The organism is Streptomyces sp. NPDC006208 (genome assembly GCF_040613775.1).
In the GTDB taxonomy this organism is placed as follows: domain Bacteria; phylum Actinomycetota; class Actinomycetes; order Streptomycetales; family Streptomycetaceae; genus Streptomyces.
In genome coordinates, this window is record NZ_JBEXSW010000025.1 from 1 (window position 1) to 23512 (window position 23512).

Annotated in this window: 25 protein-coding genes; 13 read left to right on the forward strand and 12 right to left on the reverse strand. The window is 70.7% G+C overall.

Annotated elements, in window-relative coordinates; all coding sequences use genetic code 11:
• Window positions 1–134: 134 nt before the first annotated feature.
• The 5 genes from ABZ208_RS21185 to ABZ208_RS21205 all read right to left on the reverse strand — a co-directional run bounded on the left by ABZ208_RS21185 (window position 135) and on the right by ABZ208_RS21205 (window position 4718).
• A complete protein-coding gene (locus ABZ208_RS21185) occupies window positions 135–1424 on the reverse strand; it encodes an aldolase/citrate lyase family protein (RefSeq protein WP_356911007.1) in 1290 nt (429 codons plus the stop codon).
• Between the two features lie 158 nt (window positions 1425–1582).
• Window positions 1583–2545, reverse strand: coding sequence for an electron transfer flavoprotein subunit alpha/FixB family protein (locus ABZ208_RS21190; protein ID WP_356911008.1), 963 nt, complete (start codon window positions 2543–2545; stop codon window positions 1583–1585).
• A 58-nt stretch (window positions 2546–2603) separates the two neighbouring features.
• The gene (locus tag ABZ208_RS21195; RefSeq protein ID WP_328403433.1) at window positions 2604–3389 is read right to left on the reverse strand and encodes an electron transfer flavoprotein subunit beta/FixA family protein; all 786 of its coding nucleotides are present in this window, start codon (window positions 3387–3389) and stop codon (window positions 2604–2606) included.
• Window positions 3390–3598: 209 nt separating this feature from the next.
• Window positions 3599–4105, reverse strand: coding sequence for a flavin reductase family protein (locus ABZ208_RS21200; RefSeq protein ID WP_356911009.1), 507 nt, complete (start codon window positions 4103–4105; stop codon window positions 3599–3601).
• Window positions 4106–4304: 199 nt separating this feature from the next.
• Window positions 4305–4718, reverse strand: coding sequence for a thioredoxin family protein (locus ABZ208_RS21205; protein ID WP_356911010.1), 414 nt, complete (start codon window positions 4716–4718; stop codon window positions 4305–4307).
• Between the two features lie 75 nt (window positions 4719–4793).
• On the opposite strand from ABZ208_RS21205, the gene ABZ208_RS21210 reads away from it, so the two are divergent.
• Window positions 4794–5210 carry a DUF4395 domain-containing protein gene (locus tag ABZ208_RS21210; protein ID WP_356911011.1) on the forward strand — a complete coding sequence of 139 codons (417 nt, stop codon included), beginning with the start codon at window positions 4794–4796 and terminating at the stop codon, window positions 5208–5210.
• Window positions 5211–5370: 160 nt separating this feature from the next.
• The gene (locus ABZ208_RS21215; RefSeq protein ID WP_328403425.1) at window positions 5371–6093 is read left to right on the forward strand and encodes a lysophospholipid acyltransferase family protein; all 723 of its coding nucleotides are present in this window, start codon (window positions 5371–5373) and stop codon (window positions 6091–6093) included.
• 3 nt (window positions 6094–6096) lie between these two features.
• On the opposite strand, the gene ABZ208_RS21220 is transcribed toward ABZ208_RS21215, so the two are convergent.
• The 5 genes from ABZ208_RS21220 to ABZ208_RS21240 all read right to left on the reverse strand — a co-directional run bounded on the left by ABZ208_RS21220 (window position 6097) and on the right by ABZ208_RS21240 (window position 10688).
• Window positions 6097–6789 (reverse strand): phenylalanine--tRNA ligase beta subunit-related protein, encoded by a 693-nt coding sequence (locus ABZ208_RS21220; protein WP_356911012.1) that lies wholly within the window; start codon window positions 6787–6789, stop codon window positions 6097–6099.
• 13 nt (window positions 6790–6802) lie between these two features.
• Window positions 6803–7381, reverse strand: a complete 579-nt coding sequence (locus tag ABZ208_RS21225; RefSeq protein ID WP_356911013.1) for a transglutaminase family protein — start codon at window positions 7379–7381, stop codon at window positions 6803–6805.
• Window positions 7382–7456: 75 nt separating this feature from the next.
• Entirely contained in the window at window positions 7457–8536 is a 1080-nt protein-coding gene (locus tag ABZ208_RS21230) for a low specificity L-threonine aldolase (RefSeq protein WP_356911014.1), read from the reverse strand.
• Window positions 8515–9264, reverse strand: coding sequence for an SDR family oxidoreductase (locus ABZ208_RS21235; protein WP_328406068.1), 750 nt, complete (start codon window positions 9262–9264; stop codon window positions 8515–8517). The genes ABZ208_RS21230 and ABZ208_RS21235 overlap by 22 nt, the downstream gene beginning before the upstream one ends.
• A gap of 26 nt (window positions 9265–9290) precedes the next feature.
• Window positions 9291–10688 (reverse strand): DUF6421 family protein, encoded by a 1398-nt coding sequence (locus ABZ208_RS21240; protein ID WP_356911015.1) that lies wholly within the window; start codon window positions 10686–10688, stop codon window positions 9291–9293.
• A gap of 371 nt (window positions 10689–11059) precedes the next feature.
• Between ABZ208_RS21240 and ABZ208_RS21245 the strand changes: the two genes are divergently transcribed.
• The gene (locus ABZ208_RS21245; protein ID WP_356911016.1) at window positions 11060–11743 is read left to right on the forward strand and encodes a glycerophosphodiester phosphodiesterase family protein; all 684 of its coding nucleotides are present in this window, start codon (window positions 11060–11062) and stop codon (window positions 11741–11743) included.
• 256 nt (window positions 11744–11999) lie between these two features.
• Here ABZ208_RS21245 and ABZ208_RS21250 read toward each other — a convergent pair whose 3' ends face one another.
• Complete coding sequence (locus tag ABZ208_RS21250; protein ID WP_356911017.1) at window positions 12000–12551, reverse strand: GNAT family N-acetyltransferase; 552 nt, start codon at window positions 12549–12551, stop codon at window positions 12000–12002.
• 194 nt (window positions 12552–12745) lie between these two features.
• On the opposite strand from ABZ208_RS21250, the gene ABZ208_RS21255 reads away from it, so the two are divergent.
• From ABZ208_RS21255 to ABZ208_RS21275, 5 genes are all read left to right on the forward strand, one after another.
• Window positions 12746–13306 (forward strand): DUF5134 domain-containing protein, encoded by a 561-nt coding sequence (locus ABZ208_RS21255; protein ID WP_356911018.1) that lies wholly within the window; start codon window positions 12746–12748, stop codon window positions 13304–13306.
• A gap of 131 nt (window positions 13307–13437) precedes the next feature.
• Window positions 13438–14373 (forward strand): M56 family metallopeptidase, encoded by a 936-nt coding sequence (locus ABZ208_RS21260; protein WP_356911019.1) that lies wholly within the window; start codon window positions 13438–13440, stop codon window positions 14371–14373.
• Window positions 14374–14404: 31 nt separating this feature from the next.
• The gene (locus ABZ208_RS21265; protein ID WP_356911020.1) at window positions 14405–15103 is read left to right on the forward strand and encodes a phosphatase PAP2 family protein; all 699 of its coding nucleotides are present in this window, start codon (window positions 14405–14407) and stop codon (window positions 15101–15103) included.
• Between the two features lie 19 nt (window positions 15104–15122).
• Window positions 15123–15860, forward strand: a complete 738-nt coding sequence (locus ABZ208_RS21270) for an HAD family hydrolase (protein ID WP_356911021.1) — start codon at window positions 15123–15125, stop codon at window positions 15858–15860.
• Window positions 15861–16001: 141 nt separating this feature from the next.
• Entirely contained in the window at window positions 16002–16655 is a 654-nt protein-coding gene (locus tag ABZ208_RS21275; protein ID WP_328403407.1) for a helix-turn-helix domain-containing protein, read from the forward strand.
• Here the strand turns inward: ABZ208_RS21275 and ABZ208_RS21280 are convergent.
• A complete protein-coding gene (locus ABZ208_RS21280) occupies window positions 16631–18142 on the reverse strand; it encodes a hypothetical protein (protein WP_356911022.1) in 1512 nt (503 codons plus the stop codon). The genes ABZ208_RS21275 and ABZ208_RS21280 overlap by 25 nt on opposite strands.
• A 177-nt stretch (window positions 18143–18319) precedes the next feature.
• Here ABZ208_RS21280 and ABZ208_RS21285 point away from each other — a divergent pair, with 177 nt between their 5' ends.
• The 5 genes from ABZ208_RS21285 to ABZ208_RS21305 all read left to right on the forward strand — a co-directional run bounded on the left by ABZ208_RS21285 (window position 18320) and on the right by ABZ208_RS21305 (window position 23477).
• Complete coding sequence (locus ABZ208_RS21285) at window positions 18320–18979, forward strand: DUF305 domain-containing protein (protein ID WP_356911023.1); 660 nt, start codon at window positions 18320–18322, stop codon at window positions 18977–18979.
• Between the two features lie 91 nt (window positions 18980–19070).
• On the forward strand, window positions 19071–20423 hold the full coding sequence (locus ABZ208_RS21290) for an FAD-dependent oxidoreductase (protein WP_356911024.1): 1353 nt from the start codon (window positions 19071–19073) through the stop codon (window positions 20421–20423).
• Window positions 20424–20679: 256 nt separating this feature from the next.
• Window positions 20680–21765, forward strand: coding sequence for an exo-alpha-sialidase (locus ABZ208_RS21295; RefSeq protein ID WP_356911025.1), 1086 nt, complete (start codon window positions 20680–20682; stop codon window positions 21763–21765).
• Window positions 21766–21813: 48 nt separating this feature from the next.
• The gene (locus tag ABZ208_RS21300) at window positions 21814–22491 is read left to right on the forward strand and encodes a uracil-DNA glycosylase (RefSeq protein ID WP_356911026.1); all 678 of its coding nucleotides are present in this window, start codon (window positions 21814–21816) and stop codon (window positions 22489–22491) included.
• The gene (locus ABZ208_RS21305) at window positions 22488–23477 is read left to right on the forward strand and encodes a BadF/BadG/BcrA/BcrD ATPase family protein (RefSeq protein ID WP_356911027.1); all 990 of its coding nucleotides are present in this window, start codon (window positions 22488–22490) and stop codon (window positions 23475–23477) included. Before ABZ208_RS21300 ends, ABZ208_RS21305 begins: the two co-directional genes overlap by 4 nt.
• The last annotated feature ends 35 nt before the right edge of the window (window positions 23478–23512 follow it).

The window sequence follows — 23512 nt, forward strand, 5'->3', positions numbered from 1 at the left end:
CGACCTTCCAGGAGAAGGACGAGTGTGCGCACCGCTTCGTGCTGGCCCCCCGCGGCAAGGAAGTACGCGGCCAGGGCACGGCGAGTGCGGCCGTGCTCCCGTGCTGCGCGGCCGCGTTGATCAACAGACGGTTGTCACCGTGCTGTTGCCGTCAGGTCTCCGCGGCGAGGTGCGGCGTACGCGTCGAGCTCCGCGCGCGACAAGCCGGTGAGCCGGGCGACTTCGGCGGTGTCGAGTGCGCCGCAGTCGATGCCGCGCAGCAGATAGGAGCTGAGCGCCTTGGCGGTCGCCGGCTCGTCCATGACGTCGCCGCCGGCCTGGTTGGCGTAGGCGGCGAGGCGCGCCGCGGCCTGCTCGAAGCCTTCGCGGTAGAAGGCGAACACGGCGGCGTAGCGGGTCGGGAGATGCCCCGGGTGCATGTCCCAGCCCTGGTAGTAGGCACGGGCCAGCGCCCGCCGGGTGAGGCCGTAGTGCAGCCGCCAGGCGTCGTGGACCTTCTCGGCCGGGCCGACCGGCAGCACGTTGGTGGAGCCGTCGCTGACCCGCACGCCGGTGCCGGCGGCGGCGACCTGCATGATCGCCTTGGCGTGGTCGGCAGCGGGGTGGTCACTGGCCTGGTAGGCGGCGCTCACTCCGAGGCAGGCGCTGTAGTCGAAGGTGCCGTAGTGCAGCCCGGTGGCGCGGCCTTCGGCGGCGTCGATCATCCGGGCGACGGTGGCGGTGCCGTCGGCGGCAAGGATGGACTGGCTGGTCTCGATCTGGATCTCGAAGCCGATCCGGCCGGCCTGGAGGCCGCGGGCCTTCTCGAACTCCTCCAGCAGCCGCACCATCGCGGTGACCTGCTCGACGTAGGTGACCTTGGGCAGGGTGAGCACCAGCCCGTCCGGCAGGCCGCCGGCCTCCATCAGACCGGTGAGGAAGATGTCGAGGGTGCGGATCCCCCGGTCGCGTACGGCGGCTTCCATGCACTTCATGCGGATGCCCATGTACGGGGCGGCAGTCCCCCGGTCGTACGCGTCGGAGATCAGATGTGCGGCGCGCGCGGCGTCGGCGTCCTCCTCACGCCCCGCGTAGCCGTCCTCGAAGTCGACGCGGAGATCCTCGACCGGCTCGCGCTCCAGCTTGGCCCGTACGCGTGTGTACACGGGCCCGGCGAGTTCGTCGGACAGGCCGAGGACGCGGGCGAGCGAGGCCGCGTCAGGAGCGTGCTCGTCGAGCGCCGCGAGGGCCGCGTCGCCCCAGGAGCGGATGGTGTCCGCCTCGAAGGCGTTGCCCGGTACGTAGACGGTGTGGACCGGCTGGCGAGTGCCGGGGTCTCCCGGGTAGCGGCGGGCGAGCTCGGCGTCCACCGGCGCGAGGGAGGCGCTGATGCCTTCGCTGACCGCACCGGCGAGGCTTGTCGCCACCTTCTCCTGCTGCCCCATGCCCGCACCCTCCGCACACTCTGTTTCCGCTCAGCGGAATCAACATTCTGTTGAACGAAGTTAACGGGCGGCTATGACCTGCGTCAATGGTCCCTCACAACGGCCAGGGGCCGCGCGGTGAAGATCACCGTGCGGCCCCTGTCGCGGACATGTGCGGGTCAGCCCTTGCGGGTGTTGACCTCGTCGGTCAGCTGCGGGACGACCTCGAAGAGGTCGCCGACCACGCCGTAGTCGACCAGGTCGAAGATCGGGGCCTCGGCGTCCTTGTTGATGGCCACGATGGTCTTCGAGGTCTGCATACCGGCCCGGTGCTGGATCGCGCCGGAGATGCCGGAGGCGATGTACAGCTGCGGCGAGACCGACTTGCCGGTCTGGCCGACCTGGTTGGTGTGCGGGTACCAGCCGGCGTCGACGGCGGCGCGGGAGGCGCCGACGGCGGCACCGAGCGAGTCGGCCAGCGCCTCGATGATCGCGAAGTTCTCGGCACCGTTGACGCCACGGCCGCCGGAGACCACGATCGCGGCCTCGGTCAGCTCGGGGCGGCCGGTGGACTCACGCGGGGTGCGCGAGACGACCTTGGTGCCGGTGGCCTTCTCGGAGAACGACACGGCGAGCGCCTCGACCGCACCGGCGGCCGGGGCGGCCTCGACGGGAGCCGAGTTCGGCTTGACCGTGATGACCGGGGTGCCCTTGGAGATGCGGGACTTGGTGGTGAAGGAGGCCGCGAACGCGGACTGCGTCGCCACCGGGCCCTCGTCGCCAGCCTCGAGGTCGACGGCGTCGGTGATGATGCCGGAGCCGATGCGGACCGCGAGACGGGCCGCGATCTCCTTGCCCTCGGCGGAGGACGGCACGAGCACGGCGGCCGGGGAGACGGCCTCGTACGCGGCCTGCAGCGCGTCCACCTTCGGCACGACGAGGTAGTCGGCGAACTCGGCGGCGTCCGCGGTCAGGACCTTGACCGCGCCGTGCTCGGCGAGCGTGGCGGCGGTGGCCTCGGCGCCGGCGCCCAGGGCGACGGCGACGGGCTCACCGATGCGGCGGGCCAGCGTCAGCAGCTCCAGGGTGGGCTTGCGGACGGCGCCGTCCACGTGGTCGACGTAGACGAGAACTTCAGCCATGGGACTTCTTCTCTCCTGCTTGCGAAGTGTGAGGGGCGGTTGGGGTGATGACCGAAGCTCAGATGAACTTCTGGCTCGCGAGGAACTCCGCGAGCTGCTTGCCGCCCTCGCCCTCGTCCTTGACGATCGTGCCGGCGGTGCGGGCCGGACGCTCGGCCGCCGAGTCGACCTTGGTCCAGGCGCCCTCGAGGCCGACCTCGTCGGCGTCGATCTCGAGGTCCTCGAGGTCCAGGGACTCGACCGGCTTCTTCTTGGCGGCCATGATGCCCTTGAAGGACGGGTAACGGGCCTCACCCGACTGGTCCGTCACGGACACGACGGCCGGCAGGGACGCCTCGAGCTGCTCGCTCGCGGTGTCACCGTCACGGCGGCCCTTGACGACACCGTCCTCGACCGAGACCTCGGACAGCAGGGTGACCTGCGGGACACCCAGACGCTCGGCGAGGATCGCCGGCAGCACGCCCATGGTGCCGTCGGTGGAGGCCATACCGGCGATGACCAGGTCGTAGCCGGTCTTCTCGATCGCCTTGGCCAGCACCAGCGAGGTGCCCATCACGTCGGAGCCGTGCAGGTCGTCGTCCTCGACGTGGACGGCCTTGTCGGCGCCCATCGACAGAGCCTTGCGCAGCGCGTCCTTGGCGTCCTCGGGGCCGACGGTCAGCACGGTGACCTCCGCGTCGTCCGCCTCGTCGGCGATCTGCAGCGCCTGCTCGACCGCGTACTCGTCGAGCTCGGACAGAAGGCCGTCCACGTCATCACGGTCGACGGTCAGGTCATCGGCGAAGTGCCGGTCGCCGGTGGCGTCGGGCACGTACTTCACACAGACAACGATCCTCAGGCTCACGCCGGCTCTCCTACTGCATCGTCTCTACTGGAATGCCTTGTGAACGCAGCATAGGCGTCCGATGGGGCGGATCCCGGTCGGGGCGGGCCGCGCTCCGATCGAAATATTACTCGTCAGTACATCGGGTGTTTTCAAGGTAAGCAAGCGCTTGGCGCTGTGACCTTGCCAACGCCCCCAGCGTGCCATTCTCCGGCGCCGCGGGGGAACTTTCAGTCCCTCAGCGCGTTGAAGCGTCCTTGGTGGTAGAGCAGGGGCCGGCCCGCCCCGGCGGGGTCGCCGACGACGGCCTCGGCGATCACGAGCCGGTGATCCCCGGCAGGTACGCGGGCGACGACACGGCACACCAGCCAGGCGAGCACGCCGTCGAGCACCGGTACGCCCTCCGGGCCCGTACGCCAGGTCGTCGGCGGAGCGAACCGGTCGGCCCCGCTGCGCGCGAAGGTGGCCGCCAGCTCCTGCTGGTGCTCGCCGAGTATGTGGACGCCGATGTGCTCGGCCTCGGCGAGCACGGGCCAGCTGGAGGAGGAGGTCCCCACCCCGAAGGACAGCAGCGGCGGGTCGGCCGCGACGGAGGTGAGCGAGGTGGCGGTGAACCCGACCGGGCGGGCGCCCTGGGCCGTGATCACCGCGACGCCGGCGGCGTGCCTACGGAAGACCGACCGGAGCAGATCGGGCGAGGCGAGCTGTGTCGTGCCGAGATCGGGCGAGGCCGTCATCGAGGAGTCCTTCTGCGGGAGATGCGAACGGGGTGGCTGCGACTGCCCGGTCAGCCGGACAGCGCGCACTCGCGTTCCGGGCGAGGTCCACATGAGCCCGCCCGTGGAGAAGGAGAATCGGTGGCACAGCGTCAGACTGACGATTGCCCGCGTGTGCAGTCAAGTGCGCACCGGAATGTGGGACCAGGGTCACGCAAAGTCAGAACACCCGGCCGAGGGCGGCGATCACATCCGCCTTGCGCGGCTGGCCGGCGGCCCTGGTGACGATCCGTCCGTCGGCGTCGAGCACGAGCACGGTGGGTGTCTTCATGACTCCCAGCTCCCGTACGAGCTCGAGCCGGTCCTCGGCGTCCAGCTCCACATGGGCGACGCCCTCGACCATGCCGGCGATGTCGGCGAGGGTGCGCCGGGTCGCCCGGCACGGCTGGCAGAACGCGCTGGAGAACTGCACCAGCGTCGCCCGGCGTCCGAGCTCCGCACCCAGTTCGCCCACGCCCAGACACCGCTCCGCGTCCCGCTCCCGCACCTTCAGCCTCCCGTTGCTGCGCCGCTGCCACAGCCCGAAGGCGCTCGCCGCCGCGAGCACCGCCACACACACCATGAGTCCGGACATCCCCAGCTGCAGCGTTCACAGGACCGCAAAGATTCCCGGCGCCCGGGCCGGATCCGGTGCGCGATGCTGTGCGGCATGGACATCGACGTCAGGGGGCCGCGCTTCGGGGCCGCCGTCACCGCACTCGTACTCGCCGTCGTACTCGTCACGGGCAGCGATCTGCTGCTGGCCTGGCAGACGCTCTGCTTCGCCGTGGGCACGGCGCTCGGCGTGCAGCGCACTCCCTACGGGTGGCTGTTCCGTACCGCCGTGCGCCCCCTCATCGGTCCGCCCACCGACGTCGAGTCGCCGGCGCCGCCACGTTTCGCGCAGGCCGTCGGACTGTTCTTCGGCGTGCTCGGCCTCGCCGGTCCGGCCCTGGGAGCCCAGTGGCTCGGGCTCGCCGCCGTCGGCTGCGCGCTGGCCGCGGCCTTCCTCAGCGCCGCCTTCGGGTACTGCCTCGGGTGCGAGGTGTACCTGCTGCTCAGGCGGGCGTCGCAGATGAGTCGGTGAGGTGAACTAACGTGAAGTGACAAGAATCTCGCCCACACAGGGCGCCAGGACTGGTCTACGCGCCGTACATGGGGCACGATCGGCCCGATGCCGAAAACCTACGGCTGCGTAACTTCCGCCGGGAGAACCCCCCCGGGCACGACGAAAGGGTCCTCTCCAGATGGCAGAGCTCGTCTATCGGCCGGTCGTCGGTGCCGCCCTCACGATGTTCAAGGCGCTCGACCTGAAGATCGACATCCAGGGGTCACAGAACATTCCGCGGTCCGGCGGGGCGGTGCTCGTCAGCAATCACATCAGCTATCTGGACTTCATCTTCACCGGTCTGGCCGCGCTGCCGCAGAAGCGCCTGGTCCGCTTCATGGCGAAGGAGTCCGTGTTCCGGCACAAGATCTCCGGTCCGCTGATGCGGGGCATGAAGCACATCCCGGTGGACCGCAAGCAGGGTGAGGCGGCCTACGCCCATGCCCTCGACTCGCTGCGCTCGGGCGAGATCGTCGGTGTCTTCCCCGAAGCCACCATCTCGCAGTCCTTCACGCTGAAGTCCTTCAAGTCGGGCGCCGCCCGGCTGGCCCAGGAGGCCGGCGTGCCGCTGATCCCGATGGCGCTGTGGGGCACCCAGCGACTGTGGACCAAGGGCCGCCCGCGCAACTTCTCGCGCTCCCACATCCCCGTGACGATACGAGTCGGCGAGCCGGTCGAGGCCCCGACGGACCAGTACGCGGGCGCGATCACCCGGCGGCTGCGCGAGCGGGTGCAGGAGCTGCTCGAGGCCGCGCAGCGCGCGTACCCGGTACGTCCCAAGGACGCCCACGACACCTGGTGGGTACCGGCGCACCTCGGGGGTACCGCGCCGACGCCTGCCGAGGTGCGCGAGGCGCGGTAGCGGCTACCGCGGGACGTGGACGGTGATCTGCGCCCCGGGGCTCAACTTCTCCAGCGACTCGGCGAGTTCGGCGGCTGCGGCCTCGAGCTCGCCGGTTGTCGTCGGGGCCATGCCCTCCAGCAGGAACAGCGCGTTCACGGAGTGCTCGGTGAGCCGGGTGCGTACGCCCTGGCGCCAGTTCCAGCGGCGGCAGGTCACACCTTCCTCGTCGCACCACACGACCTCGCCCGGCTCGGGGTGGTCCACGGCCTGCTCGCCGCCCGCCGTGGTGACGAACGGCTCCTGCCCAGTGGCCCGTACGAGCCGCATGCCGCCCACGATGTGGTCGGTGTCCTCGCCGCCGACCGGAATCAGGTGGGCCACGCTGATGGCGTTGTAGAGGTCGACGAGCGCGTTGATGCGCGGCAGCCCGCCGTCGGCGAGGGCGCGCCTGGCGAGTGCCTCCGCGGAGTTGCGGGTACGGGACGGCTTGGCCCCGAAGGCCGCGTAGGCCTCACGCCATGCCGCCATGTGGGGGTCCTCGTGCGGGGCGCGGCCGTCCAGGCGCGCGGCCAGCCGGCGCGCGGCGCCCTCCAGCAGGGCCGAACTGTCGTCACTGCTGGGCCCGTTGACCACCCCTCGGGCCACAACGGCGACATGCGCGAAGCCTGGCGCGATCGCCTTGACCTCGTCGGAGACGGTGAGCATGGGTGTCATGGCCGGCCTTGCCTCACAGTTCGGCGGGGTAGCGGAGCCACAGGGACTCCAGGTCCGACGCACTCCGGAGCGCTCGCAGCACCGCCGGGTGCGGTGCATCATATGCTACCGGATAGTCCATCTCACTGAACTCCGGTCGCACGGGAAAAGCCAGCTGCTCACCGTCGAGCGAGAACTGCGCGTCGATTCCGGGCCTGTTGCCGCGCGGATCCTGCCGCACCCACCGCCCTGACCCCGGCAGCCGCACGGCGACCAGCCCATGGACCACACCCAGCCGCTGGTAGCACAAGGCAGTGGGGATGCCCTCCGCGCGCAGCAATGCCGTGAGCGCGTGCGCCTTGGCGCAGCAGATACCGGTCCGGTGCCGCAGCACGTCCGAGGCCCGCCAGGTGACGCGCGGATCTTGAGTGTCGAGCGAGTGCGGGATGGTGTCGCGCACGAACTCGAAGGCCGCTTTGGCGTATGCACATTCATCGACCACCCCGGCTCGAAGAGCGGCGGCCGCCTCCCGCACCAGCGGATGTTCATGGTCGATCGACTCGTCAGCGGCGAGATACGCAGAGAGTTGAGGGACGCGCTGGATCATCTCCATGCCCGCCGACCTTAGAAAAGCGACCGGCCGGAAGTCAATGACTTTCCGGCCGGTCGCATGTCTATGCATCGCGCGTCAGTGCGCCATCTCTTCCTTCAGCGCCTGGACGAAGGAATCCACATCGTCCTCGGTGGTGTCGAACGAGCACATCCAGCGCACATCACCGGCCGCCTCGTCCCAGAAGTAGAACCGGAACCGCTTCTGCAGCCGCTCGCTCACATCGTGCGGCAGGCGGGCGAAGACGGCGTTGGCCTGTACCGGGTGGAGGATCTCCACGCCGTCGACGGTGCGCACGCCGTCGGCGAGCCGCTGGGCCATGGCGTTGGAGTGCTGTGCGTTGCGCAGCCACAGATCCTTGGCCAGCAGCGCCTCGAGCTGCACCGACACGAAGCGCATCTTGGAGGCGAGCTGCATCGACAGCTTGCGCAGATGCTTCATATGGCTGACCGCGCCAGGGTTGAGCACCACGACGGCCTCACCGAAGAGCATGCCGTTCTTGGTGCCGCCGAAGGTCAGGACGTCGACGCCGACGGCGTTGGTGAAGGCCCGCATCGGGACGTTCAGCGACGCCGCGGCGTTGGCTATCCGGGCTCCGTCGAGATGGACCTTCATCCCGTGGCCGTGCGCGTGGTCGACGATCGCGCGGATCTCGTCCACGGTGTAGACCGTGCCCAGCTCGGTGTTCTGGGTGATCGACACGACCTGCGGCATGGCCCGGTGCTCGTCCTCCCAGCCCCACGCCTGCCGGTCGATGAGCTCGGGCGTGAGCTTGCCGTCCGTGGTCGGTACGGTCAGCAGCTTCAGCCCGCCCATCCGCTCCGGCGCGCCGCCCTCGTCGACGTTGATGTGCGCCGTCTCGGCGCAGATCACCGCCCCCCAGCGGTCGGTCAGCGCCTGGAGCGCGGTCACATTGGCGCCCGTGCCGTTGAAGACCGGGTAGGCCTGCGCACCCGCCCCGAAGTGACTGTGCATCAGCCGCTGGAGATGGTCGGTGTACTGGTCCTCGCCATAGGCGACCTGGTGGCCGCCGTTCGCCAGGGTGAGCGCAGCGAGGACCTCGGGGTGGGCGCCGGCGTAGTTGTCGCTGGCGAAGCCCCGTACGTCGGGGTCGTGGTGACGCCGGGCGTCGGTCTTCACGGTTTGGGGGTCAGCCACAGACGCTGTCCATTCGCTTCCTTGGCGGGCCGGTCCCACACTCCGGCGATGGCCTCGGCCAGTTCCTTCACGTCGGTGAAACCCGCGAACTTCGCATTCGGGCGCTCGGCGCGCATGGCGTCGTGCACCAGTGCCTTGACGACCAGGATGGCAGCCGCCGCCTTGGGGCCTTCCTCGCCCCCCGCCTTGCGGAAGTCGTCGGCGAGCGCGAGCGTCCACGCCTCGGCGGCCGACTTCGCGGCAGCGTAGGCGGCGTTGCCCGCGGTGGGCTTGCCGGCACCGGCCGCGCTGATCAGCACGAAGCGGCCCTTGTCGCTGCGCAGCAGACCGTCGTGGAAGGCGAGCGCGGTGTGCGCCACCGTGCGGACCAGCAGCTTGTCCAGCAGATCCCAGTCGGCCATGTCCGTCTCGGCGAACGAGGCGCTGCCGCGCCAGCCGCCGACAAGGTGCACCAGTCCGTCGATCCGGCCGAACTCCTTCTCGGTCTTGTCCGCCCACTCACGCGTGGCGGCCAGATCGAGGAGGTCGACGGTGTCCCCGGTGACGGTGGCGCCGCCGTGCGCGTACCTCGCCGCGTCCACGGCCTCCGCGAGACGCTCCGCGTTCGCGTCCGATGCGACGACCGTGGCGCCGGCCTCGGCCAGCCGCAGCAGGGCGGCGCGGCCCGCAGGCCCCGCTGCTCCGGCAACCGCAATCACTGCGCCGTCCAGGGTGCCGTTCGTGTTCATGGTCGTCGCCTCCTGGGTGGAAAGGTTCACGCGGCTGCTCCGGAGGCGCTGTGTCCGGTGATCCCCTTGGTGGAGGCGATCACGTTCTTCAGCTTCTTGGACAGCGCCTCATAGAACATGCTCAGCGGAAACTCGTCCGGAAGCACATCGTCCACGAGCTTGCGGGGCGGCTGGTCCAGGTCCAGGGCCTCGGGACCCTTGGCCCAGCGGGAGCCGGGGTGCGGGGCGAGGTAGGTGGAGACCAGCTCGTACGCGGCGAACCAGTGGACCAGCTTGGGGCGGTCGATGCCGTCGCGGTAGAGCTTCTCGATCTCGGCGCAGAGCTGGTTGGTGACCTGCGGCGCCCGCTGCCAGTCGATCTTCAGCTTGTTGTCGGTCCAGCGCACCACGTCGTGCTTGTGGAGGTACGCGAAGAGCAGCTGGCCGCCCATTCCGTCGTAGTTGCGCACCCGGTCGCCGGAGACCGGGAAGCGGAACATCCGGTCGAAGAGCACCGCGTACTGCACGTCGCGGCCGTGCTGGTTGCCCTCGGACTCCAGCTTCACGGCCTCCTTGAAGGCAGTGAGGTCGCAGCGCAGCTCCTCCAGGCCGTACATCCAGAACGGCTGCCGCTGCTTGATCATGAACGGGTCGAAGGGTAGGTCACCGTGGCTGTGGGTGCGGTCGTGGACCATGTCCCACAGCACGAAGGCCTTCTCGCAGCGCTCCTGGTCGCCGACCATCTCGCGAATGTCGTCGGGCAGCTCGAGACCGAGGATGCGAACGGCCTCGTCGGTGACGGCACGGAAGCGGGCGGCCTCGCGGTCGCAGAAGATGCCGCCCCAGGTGAAGCGCTCGGGGGCCTCGCGCACGGCGATGGTCTCAGGGAAGAGCACCGCGGAGTTGGTGTCGTACCCCGCGGTGAAGTCCTCGAAGGTGATGCCGCAGAACAGCGGGTTGTCGTAGCGGGTGGCCTCGAGCTCGGCGAGCCACTCAGGCCAGACCATGCGCAGCACGACCGCTTCCAGATTGCGGTCCGGGTTGCCGTTCTGGGTGTACATGGGGAAGACGACCAGGTGCTGCAGGCCGTCCACGCGGTTCGCGGCGGGCTGGAAGGCGAGCAGGGAGTCCAGGAAGTCAGGGACGTCGAAGGCGCCGTCAGCCCACTTCTTCAGGTCGCCGACGAGCGCGGCGTGGTACAGGGCGTCGTGCGGGAGCAGGGGGGACAGCTCCTCGACAGCGGCGATCAGCCGCTCGACCGCGTACTCGGCCGCGGCGCGCACCGGGGCGCCCTCGGCGTCGAAGTCGATCGAGCCATCCTTGGACTGCCAGGGCCGGATCTCCTCGACGGCGCTCTTGAGCTGGGGCCAGCTCGGGTGATCCACCACGCGGGTGGCGTGGGATATGCCCTTCGCAGCCACGTCCTGCACAAGAATTTCCGTCATGTCACTTCCTTCACGGGAGAACCTCGCGTCAAGACACCGTATCCATCGCGCGTTCTTTCATACAAGTACGACCAGGGGAAATTATCCTGCCTGTTCCCCTGATCACAATAATTCTTGCGGCAGGATCCCGGGGCGGCGGTGGCTTCCTTGCTCGCGCCGAGGTGTCAAGAGCGGGAGTGACGCGCCCACGGGCGAGTGACACAGCAAGCGGCTGTGAGGGCCGCGGGGCCGTGCGGAGCCCGGCCCCGCGGCCTCGACAGCTCTGCGCAGGGGCGGTTCCATCGCCGGTGCGGGCCACTAGGCTGCGTCCTTGCCGCGTGGGCGCCGGGCGCGCCCGCGCGCGAGCCGCCGTCGACGGAAGCGAGAGAATCTTGACTTTCTTCACCATCGGTCATCGCGGGGTCATGGGCGTCGAGCCGGAGAACACCCTGCGTTCCTTCGTCCGCGCCGAGCAGTGCGGCATGGACGCCATCGAGCTGGATCTGCACCTCAGCAAGGACGGCGCGCTCGCCGTCATGCACGACGCGGACGTGGACCGTACGACCGACGGAAAAGGCCCCATCGCCGAGAAGACTCTCGCGGAGCTGCGGGAGCTCGACGCGGGCAAGGGCGAGCGGGTTCCGGTCTTCGAGGAGGTGCTCGATGCGGTCCGCTCCCCGCTCCAGGCCGAGATCAAGGATGTGGCGGCGGCCCGGGCGCTGGCCGACGTGATGCACCGCCGCGATCTCGTGCACCGCGTCGAGGTGTCGTCGTTCCACGACGAAGCCGTCGCCGAGATCGTGTCCCTGGTGCCGGGTGTGCGCACGGTGCTGATCGCCAGCCGCTGGGGCTCGGACATCGTGGACCGTGCGAAGGCGGTGGGCGCGCTCTCGGTGGCGCTGAACATCCGCCGGCTGACCCTGGAGACCGTGGAGCACGCGCACGCAGAAGGGCTCAAGGTGATCGGCTGGGTGGTGAACACCCAGGAGCACCTGCGCCTGGTGCGCGCCTTCGAGCTCGACGGAGCGACCACCGACTTCCCCGAGATCAGGCGCACGGGGCGGTTCACGGCGTAGCAGCCGTCGCGCGGCGGGGCGGCCGGACCCGGGGCCGCGCACGGTCCCCCGGCCGGGTGCCCTGGGCCGTGTCCGACACATGGCGCCGTCCGCCCGCAGGGGCGGGGTGCGCGGCGTCCGGTGCGTGCAGTCGCAAGGCGGAGGGGCATCCTCGTACTGGACGTACGTGGATGACTCCGACAACGCAGCTGGGGGTACCCCCAGGCGAAGCTCCGGGGCGTGCCGGGCATCGCGCGCCGGGCGGGACAGACACGGCCTAGGGCAGTTCCTTGACCAGCAGCTCGAAGGCGAGATCGTCGCGCCGCGGGACGCCGAAGCGCTCGTCGCCGTACGGGAACGGGCTGAGCTCTCCCGTACGGCGGTAGCCGCGCCGCTCGTACCAGGCGATCAGCTCGTCCCTGACCGATATCACCGTCATCTGCATCTGCCGCACGGCCCACCGCTCGCGTGCGCTGCGCTCGGCCTCGGCGATGATCCGGCGGCCCAGGCCGGCGCCCTGGAGTTCGGGGCGCACCGCGAACATCCCGAAGTAGGCTGCGTCGCCGCGGTGTTCGAGCTGACAGCAGGCGATCGGCACACCGTCGCTCTCGACGATCATCAGCCGGCTGCCGGGGGCGGTGATCACCGTGCGTACGCCCTCGGGGTCGGTGCGCTGCCCGCCGAGGATGTCCGCCTCCGTGGTCCAGCCGGCCCGGCTCGCGTCGCCGCGGTAGGCCGACTCGATCAGCGGGACGAGCACCTCCACATCCGCCTCGACTGCGTCGCGGTAGATGAGTTCGGCGGTGTCCCGGGGCGGGGCGGTGTCCATACGGTGCGTCTCCGTTCCACTGGATGCGGCTCCGTCGAGAGTAACGGGGCGTTCCTCGGGCCTTCGGGGCGGTACGCCCCGTCGTGCGGGCGGGTCTGTGCCCCCGCCGCGCTCCCCCCGTACACCCGTGCGCTCGCGTACGACGCGCGGCGCCGGGCATCGACACCTCGACGGCGTTGTCGGGGGAGGTGCCTGTGCACGGACCTGCGATGTCCGGCTGGCTGCTCGTGTCGCTGTGCGCCGCGAGCGGGGCGTACTGCCTGGTGCGGATGCGCAGTTGCTCGGGCGAGGCGCGCGAGGCAGCGGCAGGCGAGGCGCTGATGGGCTTCGGCATGGCCGCCATGGCCCTGCCCGTGGCCGTGCTCGCCCTGCCGCGGTGGTGCTGGGTGCTCTTCGCGGCGCTCTTCGTCGCCGCAGGGGTCCGCACCGCCTGGCCCGGCCGGCGCAGTCACCGTCATCTGCACCATCTCGTCGGCTGCCTGGCCATGGTCTACATGGCGCTGTCGATGGCCCCGGGCGGCGCGGGGCACCCGGCGCCGGGGCACACCACCGCGGGCGTGCCACTGCTCACCGGCGCGCTGCTGGTCTACTTCGCCGGCTATGTGCTGCGCTCCGGAGTGCGGCTGATACCGCTCCCCTCCCCCGCGGGCGGCCCGGTCCCGCCGGCCGTCGCCTGGGGAGCCCGTCCCGAACTGGCGCTGGCCTGCAGACTCTCCATGGGCATCGCCACGGTGGCGATGCTGCTCGCGCTCTGAGCGGCGGCACAGCGCTCTCGCCCCGGCCCCGCGCGGCCGAAGCATGGCGCAGCACGGCCGAACCGTGGCGTGCATCACTTGACGCGCGCGGCCATACCCGTGAGTAGCCCCGCGCTCATAGGCTGGTTCCCATGGTGGTCTCCCTGGCACTGCTGCTGCTCGGCGCACTTCTCGCCGTGGCGGCCCCGCGTCTGGTGTCACGGGGAGACTGGCGGGAGCGCGAACCGGTGGTGGCGCTGTGGGTGTGGCAGTGCATGGTGGCCACCGTGCTGCTCTCGTTCGCCCTGTCCATGACTTTCAGTGCGGCAGCCGCCTGGCAGCTCGTGCGCGGCCATGTCTTCGCGCCTGCGCCGCACGGCGTGGTGGAGGCCTACGCGCTGGGCGCGAACGGGCCCTGGTCCGCGGTGCTCGCGGTGGCGCTGGCATGCTGCGGCCTGTGGACCGGCGCGATGCTCACCCGGGAGATCCGCCGGGCCCAGATGCGGCACCGCAAGCGCCGCGCGGAGCTGCTCGTACGCGCCCCGCTGCTGCCGGGCGAAGAGCCGGGCGGCGAGCCGCTGGTGGTCCTGGAGGGGGAGCGCCCCGACGCCTGGTGGCTGCCCGGCAGCACACCGCAACTGGTCGTCACGACGTCCGCGGTGCGCCGTTTGAAGGGGCGCCAGCTCGATGCCGTGCTGGCGCACGAGGAGGGTCATGCGCGGGCGCGCCACGACTGGCTGCTGCACTGTTCCGCCGCGCTGGCCAACGGGTTCCCCCAGATTCCGGTGTTCGCCGCGTTCCGTGACGAGATGCACCGGCTGGTGGAGCTCGCGGCGGACGACGTGGCCTCACGGCGCTTCGGCCGGCTGACGGTCGCGCTGGCGCTGGTCGAACTCAACGAGGACCGCGGAGTGTTCGGACCGTGCCCCACGCCGGACGCCGAGCTTCCACAGCGGGTCAACCGGCTGCTGACCCCGGTGCCCCGGCTCACCACGGGCCGCCGCTTGCGGCTGACGGCGGCCGCGGCGCTGGTCCCCGTCATTCCGTTGCTGGTGGCCTTCGTACCGGGCCTGCGCGCGCTGGGATAGATCCGGGACGGCGATTGGGCAGGATCGGTGCATGCACTCCGCTCGCCCGGCCGCCGCGCGGCCCACACCGTCCCCGCCGCCGCACTCCCCGGTCACCGTCCCGGCCCGTACGGCCCTCGTGATCGCGGCCCTTTCCGTGGTTCTGGTGGTACTGGTCGCCGTCGAGTGGTTGCCGCTGGTCTCCTTCGACCGGGCCGTGAGCGACGCCCTGCACCGCTCGGCGGTGGCCGAGCCCGGCTTCACGCGGACCAATCGGGTGTTCTCGGACTGGGTGTGGGACCCCTGGACGATGCGCGCGCTCGCCGCGCTGGCCGCCGTGTGGCTCTGGCTGCACCGTGAACGGCTGCTCGCGATGTGGGTCGTCGCCACCAGTGCGATCGGCACCGCCGCCCAGCAGGGTCTGAAGGCCGCCGTGGGGCGGGAGCGCCCCTCCTGGCCCGACCCGGTGGACTCGGCGCGCTACGCGGCGTACCCGTCCGGTCATGCGATGACCGCGGCGGTCACCTGCGGGCTGCTGCTGTGGCTGCTGCGGCGCCACGGGGTGGACGGTCAGCTGTGGGGCTGGTGCGTCGCGGTCGCCGCGGTCTCGGTGGCCGGGGTGGGTTTCACCCGGGTCTATCTCGGTGTGCACTGGCCGACGGACGTCCTGGGCGGCTGGCTGCTCGGGGTGTGCCTGGTGGCCGCCGCCGTCGCCTCGTACGAACGGGTGGCCTTGTCCCGGGGCCGCTGACCCCGAAAGGATCGACGGCATGACGATCAAGGCTGTCCTCTTCGATTTCTCCGGCACGCTGCTACGCATCGAATCGACGCCGTCCTGGCTGCGGGCCACGCTGGCCGCGCGCGGCGAGACCTGGCCCGAGGCGGAACTGGTCCGCTGCGCCCATGAGTTGGACGTCGCGGGTGCGCTGCCGGGCGGGGCGTCGCCGCAGTGGCTGCCGGAGCGGCTCGCCGCCCTGTGGGCGACCCGGGACGAGAGCTCCGAGCGTCACCGGGCCGCCTACACGGGCCTGGCCCGCCAAGTGGCGCTGCCGGACGAGGATCTGTACGACGCGCTCTACGACCGCCATATGACGCCCGCGGCCTGGCGGCCCTACCCCGACGCCGCCGAGGTGCTGCGCGGACTGCGGGAGCGCGGGGTGGGCGTCGGGGTGGTGAGCAACATCGGCTGGGATCTGCGGCCGGTCTTCCGTGCCCATGGGCTCGACGCCCTGGTCGACGGCTACACGCTGTCGTACGAGCACGGGGTGCAGAAGCCGGACGCCCGGCTGTTCCGCGCCGCGTGCGAGGTGCTGGGCCGCAATCCGGGCGAGGTGTTGATGGTGGGTGACGACCGGCGGGCGGACGGCGGAGCGGTGGCCGTGGGATGCGCGGTGCACTTCGTGGACCATCTGCCCGTCGACGAGCGCCCCGCGGGGCTTCGCCCGGTGCTGGAGCTCGTGGACCGAGGCGGGGCCGCCGCGTCCGCGGATGGCACGGGAGCACACTGAAGGCATGAGAAGCACACCCGAACCGGACGATCCCCCGCGTCGCCCGGTTCGGGCAGCAGCCCGCCTCACCGGACCCTGACGGGCCCTGGACGGGATGCGCTGAATATACTGGCTCAGAGCCAGTCAACGCAGGAGTCCAGCATGTCCCCGCGGAGCGCATCGGTCAATGAAGAACTTCGTCGGCGTTCCCGGGAGCGGCTTCTGCAGGCGACGTGGGAGCTGGTCGACCAGCACGGATACGAGGCCACGACGCTCGGCGACATCGCGGACCGGGCGGGCTGCGCCCGCGGACTGGTCTCGTACTACTTCCCGGGAAAACGTCAGCTGCTGCAGTCCGCCGTGCACCGGCTCATGCATCTGACGCTTCAGGCCGCCCTGGAACGCGAACCGCGCACGGACGACGGGCGGGAGCGGCTGGCGCGCGCCATCGACGCCATCCTCGGACTCGCGGCCGACCGCCCGGTGCTCATGCGTACGCATATGGCGGGAATCCTGCAGGCCGACGGATTCGTCCAGTGCCCGGAGCAGCAGCGGCTGGCACATCTGCTGCGGGACACCGTGGAGCGCTACGGATCGCGGGACATCGACACCGACTATCCGCTGCTGCGCGCCCTGCTGATGGGCGCGGTCGTCGCGGTCCTGCTGCCCGGTGCGCCGATGCCCCGCGCACGGCTGCGCGCGGAGCTGTTCCAGCGGTACGGGCTGGACTGGGAGCTCGGCGTGCCACCGGGTGGACCGCCACCCGGCGGCACGCCTGTTCAGCGCCGGAATCAGTCGTCGAAGTCGTCGAAGTAGTCCGGCTGGGTCTGCACATTGAGCTCGTGCATCCGTACCCACCTGCCGGCGTCGGTGCGCCGGTCACTGATCTTGAGTACGTCGAAGCCCTTGGCGATGTCGTTGGAGTAGATGTAGCCGTTGTAGTAGTACGCCGACCAGGAGCCCCCGGTGGTGAGCGTGGTCGCGCTGACCGGCCCGCGCTCGAAGTAACCGATCTCCTTCGGCTTGGCCGAGTTGGTGAAGTCCCATACCGAGACGCCGCCCTGGTACCAGGCCTGCACCATGATGTCGCGGCCCCTGACCGGGATCAGCGAGCCGTTGTGGGCCACACAGTTCTCGGTGTCCGCCTGGTGCCGGTCGATCTTGAAGTAGCTGCGGAAGACCAGCTTGCGCCGGTCGCCCTTGCCGACGATGTCGTAGATGCCGTCCGCACCGCGGTTCGGGCCGATCTCGGCGTTGCAGGTGGCACCGACGCCGCCACCGAGCTCGTCGGTGAAGACGACCTTGTTGGCCCGCTGATTGAACGTCGCAGAGTGCCAGAACGCGAAGTTGACGTTGTCCTGGACCTGGTCGATGACCCTCGGGTGCTCCGGGTCCTCGATGTCGAACAGGATGCCGTCACCCATGCACGCGCCCGCGGCCAGGTCCTTGGAAGGCAGGACCGTGATGTCGTGGCAGCCGGTGGTCTTGGAGACGCCCGGGTTGGCCGGCCCGCCGGGATTGCCGCCGCCGTCGGGACCCTCCCCCGGGAAGAGCACCGGGAAACTCACGATCGCGGCCTTCTCGGGGGCCTTGCGCGGCACCTTGATGACGGAGATCCCGTCGTGGGGCGGCTGACAGTCCGGGAAAGCGGCGTTGGGCGAGTACGAGGAGACGTAGACGTAGACGTTCCTGCGCTGGGGCACGAGGGTGTGCGTGTGCGAGCCGCACGCGGTCTCGACAGCGGCGACGTACTTCGGGTTGCGCTTGTCGCTGATGTCGAAGATCTTCATGCCCTCCCACGACGACTTCTCCGTCGCGGGCTGCGACACGCTGTTGCACGAGTTGTCGCTGCGTGAGGAGTCGGTGGACAGGAAGAGCAGGTCACCGGAGACGCTGATGTCGTTCTGCGATCCGGGGCACAACACCTGCGCCACGGTCTTCGGGGCCCTGGGGTCGGAGATGTCGAAGATCCGGAAACCGTCGTAGTTGCCGGCGAAGGCGTACCTGCCCTGGAAGGCGAGGTCCGAGTTGGTGCCCGGCAGCGCCTCCTTGGGGATGTTGGCCAGATGCTGGATGTTGTCGCTGTGGACGACCTCGTCCACGCCCGGTATCTCGCCGCTCGTGAGCGCCGCTCGGGTTTCGGCCGCCTGGCTCGAGGAGACCTTGCCGCCGGCCGCGGTGTCACCGGGGTCCGGGATCGCGGCCGCGGGTCCCGCGGTCAGCAGTGTGGCGAGCAGCCCGGCCGCGGCTGCGGCCACGCCCAGACGTCTGCGCCGCACTCGGGTGGTGTGCAACAGGGTCACTGCGTCCTCCCTTGTATCCGTTCGTAGTTGAACGGTTCACGGACCCCGGCAGTATGTTCCCTTGCATGCACATCTCAACAGATGGCAACACAGACGTAATGAAGGTTTTTGATCAACTCCACTCGCAGGCATGCTAGGACGGTCACCGAAACACCCCAAGTGCCACAGGAGGTCTCCGTGTTGAACCGCAGCAAGACCCCATGTGTCCGCCGGTCGGCCGTCGCAGCCGCGGTCGCCGGCGCCGTACTCGCCCTGGCGGCCTGCGAGTCGGGATCCGGCTCTGACGCCAAGGCCAAGGAGGGTGCCGGCCCCGCCGTGGTGGCGCCGGGCAAGCCGGGTGAGCCCGCCAGGACGCTCTCCGCCGAGGAGGCGGCCAAGGCCGCCCCCGACGACAGCCCCAACTCCGCCGACTTCACTTACGCGCGCATGATGATCACTCACCATCGGCAGGCGATCGAGATGACCGCCCTTGCGACGGATCGCGCAGAATCCACGCAGGTCAAGCGGCTGGCGGCGCGCATCGCCGCCGCTCAGCAGCCGGAGGTGGATGCGATGGAAGGTTGGCTGAAAACCAACGGTGGGGAGAAGGCAGGGGGTGGGCACGACCATGGCGCGATGCCCGGGATGGCCACAAAGGCCCAGCTGGCCCAGTTGCGCGCGGCCAAGGGCGAGGCCTTCGACCAGCTCTTCCTGACGCTGATGATCACCCACCACCAGGGCGCCGTCACCATGGCGGTCGAAGTCCTCTCGGACGGGAACAACGTGCTGGTCGAGGAGATGGCCAACGAGGTGATCGCGCAGCAGACGAGTGAGATCGGCCGGATGCAGAAGATGTGACACGACGTGGGCGTGACGACACGGCCCGGCATCTGCCCAGCGCCGCGCGCCGGTGCGATGCTGGAATCCCCTTCGGGAAGGAGCGCCGGCCGTGCTTCGTGTCGCCGTCGTCGGATCGGGACCCAGCGGGGTCTATGCCGCCCAGGCCCTCACTCAGCAGTTGCGGGTGCCCGAGGTGCGCGTGCACATCCTCGACCGGCTCCCCTGCCCGTACGGTCTGGTGCGCTACGGGGTCGCGCCCGACCACGAGAAGATCAAGTCGCTGCAGAACAATCTGCGCTCCGTACTCGAGGACGAGCGCATAGAGTTCATCGGCAATGTCGAGGTGGGCGCGCACGGCATCGGCCCCCGGGAGCTGCTCGAGCTCTACCACGCGGTCATCTACTGCGTCGGGGCCGCCCAGGACCGCAGGCTCGGCATTCCCGGCGAGGATCTGCCCGGCAGCCACTCGGCGACCGAATTCGTCGCCTGGTACAGCGCCCACCCCGATGCCGTCGCCGGCGACTTCGCTCTCGGGGCACGTTCCGCGGTCGTGATCGGCGTCGGCAACGTGGCCGTCGACGTGGCCCGGATCCTGGCGCGCGGCGCCGACGAGCTGCGGCCGACCGATGTCCCGCAGGGCGCACTCGGCGCACTGGAGGCCAGCCAGGTGCGCGAGGTGCACATGGTGGGCCGACGCGGCCCCGCCCAGGCCAAGTTCACCACCAAGGAGCTGCGCGAGCTCGGCTCCCTGCCGTCCGCCGATGTCCGGGTGGAGCAGTCGGACCTGGCCCTGGAGCCCGCGTACACGACACAGGACACCACCTTGTCCGCGGCCGCCCGGCGCAATCTGGAGGTCGTACGGGGCTGGGCCACGCGTCCGCCGCAGGTACGGCCGCGCACGATCCGGGTGCGCTTCTTCCTGCGGCCGGTGGAACTGCTGGAGCGGGACGGCCGGGTGTCAGGGGTGCGTTTCGAACGGACCGCGCCCGACGGCGAGGGCGGAGTGCGGGGCACGGGCAGCTACGAGGACATCGAGGCGCAGCTGGTGCTGCGGGCGGTGGGGTACCGGGGCGTGCCCATGCCCGGACTTCCCTTCGACGCCCCCCACGGCACGGTCCCGAATGCCGGGGGCCGGGTGCTGCGGGACGGCGAGCACGCGCCCGGCGAGTATGTGGCCGGGTGGATCAAGCGCGGCCCGACCGGTGTGATCGGCACCAACCGCCCGTGTGCCAAGGAGACCGTGTCGGCGCTGCTCGACGACGCGCCGGAACTGGCGCTGCGCACGGTTGCCGACGACCCGCTGGCGCGGCTGCGCGAGGCGGGGCACCACCCGGTGCAGTGGCCGGGCTGGCTGGCCATCGAACGGGCCGAGGCGGAGCTCGGGCGCACGCTGGGCCGGGGTTCGGTCAAGATCGCGGACTGGCCCGGCCTGCTGGCCGCCGCGGACGCCGGCAGCGGGTGACGTCGCCGACCCCGAAGGGCCGGCGGCGGGTCCGGGGCGTTGGTGCCGGCCGACTGCCCCGGGGTTTCGCGGCCGCCCTGCCCGGGTTTCCCGCGCCCGATGAATTCCGGCTCCCCCACAACCGATGAATTCCGGCCGCGCGCCAGGTCTGACATGCCGGGCCGATCTGCGCCAAGAGGCTGCCCGCAGGCCGCTGTCAGTGGCCGGGTGCAGACTGACCCGTATCCAGACACCGGCGTCCTGGAGGCATGAAGCCATGACTGACGTACTTCTCACCGTGGGCACGCGCAAGGGGCTCTTCATCGGCCGCAGAAGCGGCGGCGTATGGGAGTTCGACGGCCCGCATTTCAATGCGCAGGCCATCTATTCGATCGGTATCGACACCCGTAGGACCGTGCCCCGGCTGCTGGTCGGCGGCGACAGCGCGCACTGGGGTCCGTCCGTGTTCCACTCCGACGACCTCGGCACGACATGGGTGGAGCCCGGGAAGCCCGCGGTCAAGTTCCCCAAGGACACCGGCGCCTCTCTGGAGCGGGTCTGGCAGCTGCATCCCGGCCCCGATGCCACACCCGACGTGGTCTACGCAGGCACCGAGCCCGCCGCGCTGTTCCGGTCCGAGGACGGCGGCGAGAGCTTCGAACTCGTACGGCCGCTGTGGGAGCACCCCACCCGCTCGAAGTGGGTGCCGGGCGGCGGCGGTGAGGCGGTGCACACGGTGGTGACGGACCGCAGGGATCCCGAGTCCGTCACTGTCGCCGTCTCGACGGCCGGCGTCTTCCGCTCCCGGGACGGCGGGGCCAGCTGGGCGCCGTCCAATCACGGGGTCTCGGCGGTCTTCCTGCCCGACCCCGACCCGGAGTTCGGGCAGTGCGTCCACAAGATCGCGCAGGATGCGGGCGATCTGGACCGGCTCTACCTGCAGAACCACTGGGGCGTGTACCGCAGCGACGACGCGGGAGCGAACTGGACGGACATCGGGGAGGGCCTGCCGTCCGACTTCGGCTTCGCGGTGGCCGCCCATCCGCACCGCACGAACACGGCGTACGTCTTCCCGATCACGGCGGACGCGGACCGAGTCCCGGCCGGGCGCCGCTGCCGCGTCTACCGCACCACGGACGCGGGAGGCAGCTGGGAGGCGCTGTCGCACGGGCTGCCCGAGGGCGACCATTTCGGGACGGTGCTGCGGGACGCCATGTGCACGGACGACGCGGACCCGGCAGGCGTGTACTTCGGCAATCGCAACGGCGAGGTGTACGCGAGCGCGGACGACGGGGACAGCTGGCAGCAGCTCGCCTCTCATCTGCCGGACGTACTGTGCGTACGGGCTGCCGTGATGCGCTGAACACGGACGGTCCGGGAGCGCCCCCGTGCACCAGTAGAGTGACGCACCGTGGCACCACGACCATTGAAAGAAATTGTCGAGCCCGGATGGGCCGAAGCCCTGGCTCCCGTGGCCGAACGCATCGCAGCGATGGGCGACTTCCTGCGTGCGGAGATCGCCGCGGGCCGCACCTATCTGCCGGCCGGACCTCATGTGCTGCGCGCGTTCCAGCAGCCGTTCGACGAGGTGCGTGTCCTGATCGTGGGGCAGGACCCCTACCCCACACCAGGGCATGCCGTGGGGCTGAGTTTCTCGGTCGGGCCCGAGGTGCGTCCGTGGCCGCCGAGCCTGGACAACATCTTCCGGGAGATGAACGCGGATCTGGGGCATCCCCGTCCCGCCAACGGGGATCTCACCCCCTGGGCCAGACAGGGCGTGCTGCTCCTCAACAGGGCGCTCACGACGGCGCCCCGCAAGACCGGCGGGCACCGTGGCAAGGGGTGGGAGGAGGTCACGGAGCAGGCGATCCGGGCGCTGGTCGCCCGGGGCAAACCTCTGGTGTCCGTGCTGTGGGGCCGCGATGCCCGCAATCTGCGGCCGCTGCTCGGCGATCTGCCGGCGATCGAATCCGCGCACCCCTCCCCCATGTCCGCGGACCGCGGCTTCTTCGGCTCGCGCCCGTTCAGCCGCGCCAATGACCTGCTGTTGCGCCAGGGCGCCGAGCCGGTCGACTGGCGGCTTCCATGAGCTGGGTGCTCGGGGTCGATTCGGGCGGCTCCGGCCTGCGGGTGGCACTCGCCGACGCGAAGGACCCGCAGCGCGTCGAGACCGTCGTGTCGCGTACGCCGGTGCGTACGGGCCCTGGTGGGATCGACGCCGGGCACCTGCTCGAGGAACTGCTGCCGATGGCGCGCGGCCTGCTGGAGCGCGCGGGTACGGGGAAGGACGCACCGGCTGCGATGGTGATCGGCGCCGCGGGTATGGCGACGCTCGGTGCCGGCTTGCGGGCCGAGTTGCCCGGCGCGCTGCGTGGTGCGCTCGGGGTCCGGCGTCTGGGCCTCGCCGCCGACGCAGTGACGGCGTACGCGGGCGCTCTCGGCCAGTCTCCGGGTGCCGTGGTCGCCGCGGGCACCGGCATGGTCGCCCTGGGGACGGATCTGGCTGTCTGGCACCGTGCCGACGGCTGGGGCCATCTGCTGGGCGACTGCGGCGGCGGCGCGTGGATCGGCCGGGCGGGTCTGGAGGCGGCGTTGCGTGCCCACGACGGGCGGCGGGGCGGCTCGCCGGCGCTGCTGGCCCGGATGGAGTCGGTGTTCGGGCCGGCGGCTCGGCTGCCGGGGCTGCTGTATCCACGCACCGACCGGCCCGCGATGCTCGCCTCGTTCGCCCCCGAGGTCGCGGGGTGCGCGGGCGAGGATGCGGTGTCCGCCGGCATTCTGGCGCGGGCGGCCGGACATGTCGCGGAGGCCGCCGCTGCCGTGTGTCCGCCCCCGGACGAGGTGCCCGGCGGCTGTGAAGTCGCGCTCACGGGCGGGCTGTTGAAGCTCGGCGAGCCGCTGCTCGCCCCGCTGCGGGCCGAGCTGGCAGCCCAACTGCCGTATGCGCGGCCGGTGTCGGCGGCGGGGGATCCGCTCTCCGGCGCCCTGCTGCTCGCCGCCGCACTCGCCTCGGACGGGCTGCGGCTGCCGTCGCACCCGACGATGCTGTGCGTCCCGGCAGAACCGGCGGACTGAGATGTACCGCACCCACGGGATAAATATGGACAGAT

Excerpts from the sequence above, each read along its gene's own strand:
- ABZ208_RS21190 (WP_356911008.1), bottom strand. The coding sequence starts at position 2,545 with ATGGCTGAAGTTCTCGTCTACGTCGACCACGTGGACGGCGCCGTCCGC.
- ABZ208_RS21295 (WP_356911025.1), top strand. The coding sequence starts at position 20,680 with ATGACTGACGTACTTCTCACCGTGGGCACGCGCAAGGGGCTCTTCATC.
- ABZ208_RS21270 (WP_356911021.1), top strand. The coding sequence starts at position 15,123 with ATGACGATCAAGGCTGTCCTCTTCGATTTCTCCGGCACGCTGCTACGC.
- ABZ208_RS21200 (WP_356911009.1), bottom strand. The coding sequence starts at position 4,105 with ATGACGGCCTCGCCCGATCTCGGCACGACACAGCTCGCCTCGCCCGAT.
- ABZ208_RS21250 (WP_356911017.1), bottom strand. The coding sequence starts at position 12,551 with ATGGACACCGCCCCGCCCCGGGACACCGCCGAACTCATCTACCGCGAC.
- ABZ208_RS21185 (WP_356911007.1), bottom strand. The coding sequence starts at position 1,424 with ATGGGGCAGCAGGAGAAGGTGGCGACAAGCCTCGCCGGTGCGGTCAGC.
- ABZ208_RS21205 (WP_356911010.1), bottom strand. The coding sequence starts at position 4,718 with ATGTCCGGACTCATGGTGTGTGTGGCGGTGCTCGCGGCGGCGAGCGCC.
- ABZ208_RS21225 (WP_356911013.1), bottom strand. The coding sequence starts at position 7,381 with ATGGAGATGATCCAGCGCGTCCCTCAACTCTCTGCGTATCTCGCCGCT.
- ABZ208_RS21210 (WP_356911011.1), top strand. The coding sequence starts at position 4,794 with ATGGACATCGACGTCAGGGGGCCGCGCTTCGGGGCCGCCGTCACCGCA.
- ABZ208_RS21240 (WP_356911015.1), bottom strand. The coding sequence starts at position 10,688 with ATGACGGAAATTCTTGTGCAGGACGTGGCTGCGAAGGGCATATCCCAC.
- ABZ208_RS21235 (WP_328406068.1), bottom strand. The coding sequence starts at position 9,264 with ATGAACACGAACGGCACCCTGGACGGCGCAGTGATTGCGGTTGCCGGA.
- ABZ208_RS21220 (WP_356911012.1), bottom strand. The coding sequence starts at position 6,789 with ATGACACCCATGCTCACCGTCTCCGACGAGGTCAAGGCGATCGCGCCA.
- ABZ208_RS21275 (WP_328403407.1), top strand. The coding sequence starts at position 16,002 with ATGTCCCCGCGGAGCGCATCGGTCAATGAAGAACTTCGTCGGCGTTCC.
- ABZ208_RS21215 (WP_328403425.1), top strand. The coding sequence starts at position 5,371 with ATGGCAGAGCTCGTCTATCGGCCGGTCGTCGGTGCCGCCCTCACGATG.
- ABZ208_RS21260 (WP_356911019.1), top strand. The coding sequence starts at position 13,438 with ATGGTGGTCTCCCTGGCACTGCTGCTGCTCGGCGCACTTCTCGCCGTG.
- ABZ208_RS21265 (WP_356911020.1), top strand. The coding sequence starts at position 14,405 with ATGCACTCCGCTCGCCCGGCCGCCGCGCGGCCCACACCGTCCCCGCCG.
- ABZ208_RS21305 (WP_356911027.1), top strand. The coding sequence starts at position 22,488 with ATGAGCTGGGTGCTCGGGGTCGATTCGGGCGGCTCCGGCCTGCGGGTG.